This is a genomic window from Selenomonas sp. KH1T6, assembly GCF_900108415.1.
GTDB lineage: Bacteria > Bacillota > Negativicutes > Selenomonadales > Selenomonadaceae > Selenomonas_B > Selenomonas_B ruminantium_A.
Genome location: NZ_FNWN01000031.1, coordinates 21,769 through 28,870, shown reverse-complemented (window position 1 = coordinate 28,870; position 7,102 = coordinate 21,769). Strand labels below are relative to the sequence as shown.

The window sequence follows — 7,102 nt, the reverse complement described above, 5'->3', positions numbered from 1 at the left end:
CGATATAGAAAGCCACATTCAGGATATCTATGGCCTTTCTGTTTCAGATACGACCATCAGCCGCATAACGGACAAGGTGCTTCCTCTCGCCAGGGAATGGCAGCAGCGGCCTCTGGAAAGCCTGTATGCCGTGGTATTTATGGATGCTATCCATTACCATGTGCGTAGTGAAGGTCAGATCGTCAAGAAAGCCGTCTACATTGCCATTGGCATCAACCTTGAGGGCCACAAGGACGTATTGGGCATGTGGGTAGGCGAAAACGAGAGTGCCAAATTTTGGGCCGGTGTTCTGAACAGCATGAGGAACCGTGGCGTAGAAGACATCCTCATTGCCTGTACCGACAACCTCACGGGCTTTTCCGCTGCAATAGAGGCAGTGTTTCCCAAGACAGAGGTGCAGAACTGCATAATCCACCAGCTCCGCAATTCCAGCAAGTACGTGAGCTACAAGGATTTGAAGGAGCTTATGGCTGACCTGAAAGAGGTTTACGCCGCTCCTGATGAAGGTTCTGCCACGGCAGCGCTGGAGCGTTTCTCCGACAGGTGGGACAAGAAATACCCCAAGATTTCCCAGTCCTGGCGCGACAACTGGGCGAATCTCAGCACCTATTTCAAGTACCCGCCTGAACTCAGGCGACTTATCTATACCACCAATACCATAGAAGGCTTCAACCGCCAGCTCCGTAAGGTGACGAAGTCCAAGTCCGTATTCCCGACAGATGACAGTCTGCTGAAAATGCTCTATCTTGCCATGATAGATATAACGAAGAAATGGACAGGCCGCCGCCAGGATTGGAGCATTATCCATGCCCAGCTGGCCGTCTATTATGAAGACAGGCTTCCGGAATAAAAAATCTGCACGTTCAAGGATTTCTTGACGTGCAGAGAGAAATATGTTTTGTATTAGTGACAAGGGCTTAAGCCTCTTGTTTTAATAACAATTTTACATCACGATATGGAGTTTACACAGAATTTGGGACAGCCTCAACGCTCTTTCACGCAACCTCCCCCGGCACGGTGAAATCTACCGCCATTTCAAAAATAAGCTTTATGAGATTGCCGAATGTCCCGTCCTGCACACAGAAACCGGCGAGCAAATGGTAGTATACCGGGCTCTTTACGGCGATTATGGCGTCTACTGCCGTCCCCTGGAGATGTTCATGAGCGAGGTTGATCACCATAAATACCCTGAGGTCACTCAGAAATACCGTTTTGAACTTATTGAACGCCAGGAATAGTCAGCCGGAGAAGGCCCCATTAGAATAAAAGAGACTTTGACCCCCACCCCGCCTATATGGCAGAATGGAACGTCAAAGTCTCTTTTTCATTCATTCGCTCTTAAAAATCGGCATAATGTATAAGTGCCGAATTTCGATTAAATTTCACCAGCTGCTTTTAGTGCCATAGACTCTATTCTCTCACTGACAAAAAAACCGTGACTTTTCATCAAGTCAATGACTGCCTTGACACTATCAATATGGCCTCTTCTTTTTGCTATGAGCAGTACCCCTAATGTTCCTGTCACCTTCAAGCCCAGATACTTGGCAGTTTTCTTGGCGGTATTGTCATCAATGATGACAAGCACATCACCATTCTCCTCTTGTGCCAAGATCATTACTTCTACCTCTCCATCATGGAGCTTTGATTTATACATGCTCCTATCAGCCGTATCACTGATATTTGCCACCTTTATCCAATCAGTCTCCTTGACAACCCGACAAGCATCATCGGACTTATAAATAATTTCATCATATACTGCCTGTGGAATGATGATTTCACCAAACAAAGTATGCAAAACATCTATCTGTCCTATTTTGCTTAGAATTATCATAGGGGTTGAATTAACAATGACTTTCTGCATTTTCCAGCTCCTGCAAGAACTCTTCTTCATCATCAAAATTGAACACGGAAACTTTATTCTCACCTAAAAAACGCAGGAACTCTTCTTCTGTCATCCCAGCTATTTCTGAGCAATAACCTATAGAAACATCCATATTTACATAGCAATAAAGAGCTACCGCCTTTTTTGCCATCTGTTCAGCTTTCACCTGTGTGAGACATTTATCAAACAATACTGCTTCTGGTATATTTATGGCTACCTGGCACATGGTACCCCACTCCTTATCAAGCAATCAACCTTTGTAAAATAGCCTCCCTATGTTTAAATTCTAGCACAGGGAGGCTATTTTTTCCACCCAGTTCTGTCCTAGCCACAAAATCAGCTTAGACCACTCAGAAATCCTTGAAGCCCTGCCTCTCCTTTACTCCCACAGCCCTGTCCTGCTCCGTCATGTTGTTCCTGTTCCTCACTCTGAAGGTCATGACCCGCTCTTCAGCTACCATGGCCCGCCTGTCCTCATCCAGCTTCGATCTTTCCCTGGCTGACTGCACCAGTCCCAGGTTGGCGAGCATATGGCTGCGCCTCTCCATCTCATTATTCATCAGCCCCTGCATTTCTGTATCTGACTGCATGGCCTCCATATTCCCCTCTGCCTCCTGGGAGTTTTCAAGTACTGTTTCTATAAGCTCCATTCGCTTCTCCATGTCATCCTGATTCAGTCTGGCATTTTCTACGCCCTCCCTGTAAGTGTCGGACAACCAGGAAAATCTCTCACCACCATCCTTTTTCGTCCTTATCCACTGGCTACCATCGTTTAGAAAGATACTATTGCCTCCAGCCCAATCCAACGGGCCAAAATCCTTCTGGTTGATTCCCCCAAACTCAGCCAGGACAGACGTTCCCTTATCTCCCAGCCCAAGCATATCTATGAGCCATTTCATATTCTCTTCCACCAGAGTTGCCAGCCATTTCTCGAAATCTCCCCCGGAATCAATGCTTTTCATATGCCTTTTATAGTCGTAAACCGTCCCCTGCATCAGCTCCCGCAGGGCAAATACAGAGGGCTTGCTGTCAGCATAGGAAATGCTCTCCTTGCTGTAGTAATTCGCCGGGTCATAAGGCTCATCCACCCCGGGAACCGTGCGGGCTTCAGCCACTCCAGCAAGCAGTAACGACAAAACCAACCCACAGGAAACAGCCAATCTCTTGAACCTCATATCCTGAACCCCCTTATTATGCCCTGATTCTTAAACCTGAAACCAATGCCTGAAAATAGCTCCATGATTGTCTTCACTACGCCATGAGCAAATATCATGGCAAAGACTGCCACCAACATCAGCTTCAGCAGCACCACCAGCTTGATAGTCTTCTCCACTCTGGTGCCTCCGTTGCTGTTTGCCACCTTCTGCCAGTAGTCCTCATCCCAGGACACCACAGAGCCAGCATTCCAAACAATAGCAACATCGTGCCAGCTGCCATACTGTTCGTATAGAGTCTGCATTTTATGCTTGGCCACAATGTCCTGCACCTCAGGAGGCCAGGGCATATCCGGGGCTGGGCTGATGCCAGCCTCCTCGCACCAACTCTCCCAGTTGCTGTAGCTGATCTGATAGGCTCCATAACCATAGCCATCTGCCGATGGCGTGTGATAGGGAACTTCACATCCTCCCGTTTCCACCTGCCGGATGGCTGCGGCAAATTCCTCCACAGAGTGGAAATCTCCCCCAGAGGCAACCACTTCTTTCGATGTGTCAAAGTAGTCCTCGGGCACCGAATCCTGCAAAGCCATCACCAGCAGCAAGGCTGTAATGGTCATCACCATGAGCTTCACAGTGCTCATGACTAGACCTGTTACAGCATTGCCGCCAAAGCTCCGTGTCCCCTGAAAGGGAGTAAAGCTGAAGCTGATCAGGCTAAACAGTGCCGTGCAGTAAAACTCTATATAGCTGAGACCAATCTCAATGCCCAGATAAAAGAAGCAAACCAGCACACAGATAATGGTCAACAGACACAGCAGTACAGTAGGCAGATGGTAAATAAGGCTGATGCCCCACATGGTGCCAAGATACTCAAAGACCGGCCCTACATATCTTGCCCCAATTTCTACAATGGCCGAAGGGTCAGAGAGGATTTTCCCAGCTTCAGCATAGCTGCTCCCCGCCCCAAAGGCTCCCATAGTCACAAAGTAATCCCGCAGGATATTGGCCAGGTCACCCCAATGCCAGAATATGTAGGTCAGGAAGCCATAAAACAGGCACTTGGCAGCCAGCCACCTGCTGATATATATGCCGCTCCTGTCTTCTCCCAAAAGCATCCCCAGTCCCAGCAGAGCAATATCTATAGTCATCAGTGCCCAGAACAGCCACCTTAAACTATCCTGTATGATAGACAGCCCCTTGGTACAAACCTCGGCAATCTTCTCCTCCATGTCACGGATGGGCTTGCAGAAATCATAGTAGGCATCATAATTCACAGCCACCGTGTCCCCGTCCATCATCATTCCGTCAGCCCCGAAGGGAGGTGAGCCGGAGAGATAATCCCAGGGATTCACAGGCTCCCCATTGAGCCGTACTTCGAAGTGACAATGTGGCCCTGTAGAATTGCCCGTTGAACCGGCATAGGCGATAACCTGCCCTATCTTCACCGTTTGTCCTGGAGTTACTGCCAGCATCTCATTGTGGCCGTAGAGAGTTTCCAGACTGCCACCGTGGTCAATGGCCACCAGATACCCATAACCGCTGACCCAGCCCGCCGTGGTGACCACACCTTCAGCAGCCGCATGGACGGGCATGCCATAGTCATAGCCAAAATCTATGCCGGAATGAAACTTCTGAGTACCATAAATAGGATGGGTACGCCAGCCAAAGTCCGAAGTTACCTCCAGCTCCCCCTCCACGGGATTCATCATGCTGTGATAGCCCGCAGCCTCTGCCAGCCCCATTCCCATTGCTATCTCAAGAGAAAAGCAGACCGCAAAAATTAACCACTTTATTAACATCATAAGCCAGACTTTTCCCTCCAACTATGCTAAGATATAGAATATACGTTCTTTTAAGTCAAAGCCCAATGCGGACTTGCATAATACATTGACCCTCATAACAGCACAATTCATGCGTGTAGTTTTGAGGGCGCAGTCACACCTTTGATCATCATTTCACAGGAGGTGCCCCATGAAAATCATACTTCTCTCCCTTTTTGCTATAGCAGCCCTGGCCCTGCTATTCTTCGGCGGCATGTTCCTTTTCTTCCTTGTCCGCCTGGCCTTCTGCGACATCATAGACTTCCTTTTCTACGATATCTGGGGCCGTCATCCCTTCAGCCGTCACTGCACCCGTGGACAGGGCTACGGCCACACCTGGGATGAGCACGGCAACTACCTGGGCTTTGACACCAGATACGTCCGCTGACCCCAAATCCAGCATCAAGTCTATCAAAGTCCTTAAAACTACATTTATCCCTTCCCAATTCCATATCCCCCTACAAAAGAAGTGATGCATCCCTGCACCACTTCTTTTTGCATACTCAATGCCTATTCTTGTTGAATTTGCCATTGAAGCTGTCATAGATGGCATTGATTTTCTCTGCTTCCTGCCTGTCCCTCTGCTCTTCCGTCTTGGGAGCAGGAGTCCAGCCATGAGTAAGGTTGGTGCCCCGGCTGTCCTGCACAGTGCTGCCATCCCTGTTCTTCGCGCCGTACTTCTGATTGGTGGCAGCATACAGGTGGTCATGGGATAGATTCCCCTGCTCATCATACTGGTCATTCCTGCCATGGGCAGTGTCATCAATATCCTTGCTGTTGGCCATCATGCTGTACATATACCGCACACCCTGCTCTGCCTCTCGTTCCTGCGCCAGGAATGGATTACGACTGTTCCACTGAATAGAAGCCATGTTCTTCAATGTTCCCGCTGACTGTGACAGCCAGGAAGTATTTCCGTCAGCTTTGAGAGCCGTACCGCCGCCCTGCATATTGGTGGCCATCTTATAGGTGCCGTAAGCAGCACCAGCCGTAGCCAAAGCTTTGGAAGTCATCCTCATCGGACTAGGCGCGGTGTCATAGAAATCACCTGATGTCAGGGAGGGGCTGCCAGAGATAAGCCCCTGAGCCAGCTGAGGTATACGCTTAACCATGATGCAGACTACAATACAGGCCAGCATCAGCTGCAACAAAGCACTAAGCTCCAACAAATCCTCATTGGCAGCCGCCTGGTCGCTGATCTGTTTGGAGAAAGTCGCCAAGAGCGGACAAGTCACTGCCGTCAAAAAAGCGATGACCGCCACCTTGATCCCCAGCGAAAATACTGCTCCTATGGCCTTCTCCGCCAGGAAACTTGTCCGCTCATGCATAGCAAAAGGCAACAGTATCACAGTAATCAGAGACACCGTCCAGAATTCAATCCGGGCCATAAACATTTCCACGCCGGTGAGGAAAGTTGTGATCAGCACAGTGAAAGCAATGACGAGATCCCCAATCAATGCCCCAAGACTGGACATGCCCAACAAGGAAATATTGCCCCAGATGGCACTGAATGAGGTCATGCTATTCTGGATGATGCTGTCCGGCAGATACATATTGCCGGTGCCTGAAGCCAGGAAGCCCAGTTTCTCAAAGCTTGACATAATGGCGTGGGTAATCTGGTAGCTGCCCCCCACCCAGTTCTCGATGAGGAACATGAAGAAGCCAACTTTCAGCACCATGACCACGATATAGCGAATCTTATCCTCATTGGCCAGTCCCAGCACCAAAGCAATGGCCACATCTATGACCACCAGAAAGCCCATCAGTTCCAGGGCATAGCCCACCAGTACAGTGGAACCTCTGTCAATAATCTTGATGAACTCACGCATGAAGCCACTGAGAGGATTAAAATCCTCAACATTGTCCGTTATCTGGATGGAGGTCAGATCCACAGGACTTACCACCACAGACACCGCCGGATTCAAGATGCTGCCAAGACCGAAAGCCTGCAGTGCGTAGAAGATCTGTGCCGCCATGGCTGTCCCCAGCACAACGTTCAGAAACCGCTTGTGATTTGAATCCCCAAACACAACCATGAGACCCGTGACAGCAATCATGATATTTAGTACCGCGGGGACAAAGGTATCCGTAATGTTATCCCGCAATGCTTGCAAAGGAGTCCGCCAGGCCAGAGCACTGGAATCCGCAGCCATGGCCGCATCCGGCAGCATCAGCCATGCAGCCATGGCCAGCAAAGGAATCAGGTTATATTTTCTCATCCATACTCACCTATCTTCACACCC

At 49.3% G+C, this 7,102-nt stretch carries 8 protein-coding genes and 1 pseudogene; 3 read left to right on the top strand and 6 right to left on the bottom strand.

Translation table 11 applies throughout. From position 1 onward, the window contains the following. Both BLW59_RS14165 and BLW59_RS14160 read left to right on the top strand, forming a co-directional pair. A partial coding sequence (locus BLW59_RS14165; protein WP_074698301.1) for an IS256 family transposase occupies positions 1-850 on the top strand: 850 nt, incomplete at its 5' end. 97 nt (positions 851-947) lie between these two features. After that, entirely contained in the window at positions 948-1,238 is a 291-nt protein-coding gene (locus BLW59_RS14160) for a DUF1653 domain-containing protein (protein ID WP_318258630.1), read from the top strand. Between the two features lie 137 nt (positions 1,239-1,375). Here the strand turns inward: BLW59_RS14160 and BLW59_RS14155 are convergent, their stop codons facing one another. The 5 genes and pseudogenes from BLW59_RS14155 to BLW59_RS18215 form a co-directional block, all read right to left on the bottom strand. Continuing rightward, entirely contained in the window at positions 1,376-1,861 is a 486-nt protein-coding gene (locus tag BLW59_RS14155) for a DUF3368 domain-containing protein (RefSeq protein ID WP_074698299.1), read from the bottom strand. Next, positions 1,842-2,108 (bottom strand): UPF0175 family protein, encoded by a 267-nt coding sequence (locus tag BLW59_RS14150; RefSeq protein WP_029543779.1) that lies wholly within the window; start codon positions 2,106-2,108, stop codon positions 1,842-1,844. The genes BLW59_RS14155 and BLW59_RS14150 overlap by 20 nt, the downstream gene beginning before the upstream one ends. A gap of 124 nt (positions 2,109-2,232) precedes the next feature. Then, the gene (locus BLW59_RS14145; RefSeq protein WP_074698298.1) at positions 2,233-3,057 is read right to left on the bottom strand and encodes a hypothetical protein; all 825 of its coding nucleotides are present in this window, start codon (positions 3,055-3,057) and stop codon (positions 2,233-2,235) included. Further along, entirely contained in the window at positions 3,054-4,334 is a 1,281-nt protein-coding gene (locus BLW59_RS18220; RefSeq protein WP_413778196.1) for a type IV secretion system protein, read from the bottom strand. Before BLW59_RS18220 ends, BLW59_RS14145 begins: the two co-directional genes overlap by 4 nt. A 36-nt stretch (positions 4,335-4,370) precedes the next feature. Continuing rightward, positions 4,371-4,718, bottom strand: a pseudogene (locus tag BLW59_RS18215) (M23 family metallopeptidase); the annotation flags it as partial. 292 nt (positions 4,719-5,010) lie between these two features. Here BLW59_RS18215 and BLW59_RS14135 point away from each other — a divergent pair. Continuing rightward, positions 5,011-5,247 (top strand): hypothetical protein, encoded by a 237-nt coding sequence (locus BLW59_RS14135; RefSeq protein ID WP_029543774.1) that lies wholly within the window; start codon positions 5,011-5,013, stop codon positions 5,245-5,247. A gap of 115 nt (positions 5,248-5,362) precedes the next feature. Here the strand turns inward: BLW59_RS14135 and BLW59_RS14130 are convergent, their stop codons facing one another. After that, a complete protein-coding gene (locus BLW59_RS14130) occupies positions 5,363-7,078 on the bottom strand; it encodes a type IV secretion system protein (RefSeq protein ID WP_074698296.1) in 1,716 nt (571 codons plus the stop codon). Positions 7,079-7,102 lie beyond the last annotated feature (24 nt).